This is a genomic window from Bartonella sp. MR168JLCBS, from assembly GCF_042194175.1.
On sequence record NZ_JBHIMP010000067.1, the window covers coordinates 1,051 to 1,527 of the forward strand.

At 40.3% G+C, this 477-nt stretch carries 1 pseudogene; it reads left to right on the forward strand.

Annotation, left to right across the window (positions count from 1 at the left end):
• Nucleotides 1-109: 109 nt before the first annotated feature.
• Nucleotides 110-477, forward strand: a pseudogene (locus ACFIK8_RS09095) (acetyl-CoA carboxylase carboxyl transferase subunit alpha); the annotation flags it as partial.

Consider the following 477-nt stretch of genomic DNA (forward strand, 5'->3'; position numbering starts at 1 on the left):
TGACGAACAGAGGGCGCAGAAAGTTAAGTAAAGAAGAGGTGATGTTTTTGAAAAAGACTTTATAAAGCAAATTATAAGTATATAACTTACACCAAATAAGTTGAGTGCAATGTATAATTATCTTAATTTTGAAAAACCGGTTGCTGATCTCGATGGGAAAATTCTTGAATTAAAAAAGATTTCTCAAGAAGAAGGCAGTCTTGATATGAGAGACGAGATCGCGCGTCTTGAAATGCGTTCCCAAACGGCATTGCGTGATATTTATAAAAAATTATCGCCGTGGCAAAAAACACAAGTAGCTCGCCACCCTGATCGTCCCCATTTTATGGATTATTCTGCACGACTATTGAGTGATGTCACACCTTTGGCAGGAGACCGCAAGTTTGCTGAAGATGAGGCTATTCAGGCGGGGTTCGCACGCTTTAAAGGTGAAGCAATCGCTTACATAGGTCAGGAGACAGGTCACGATACGCAAAA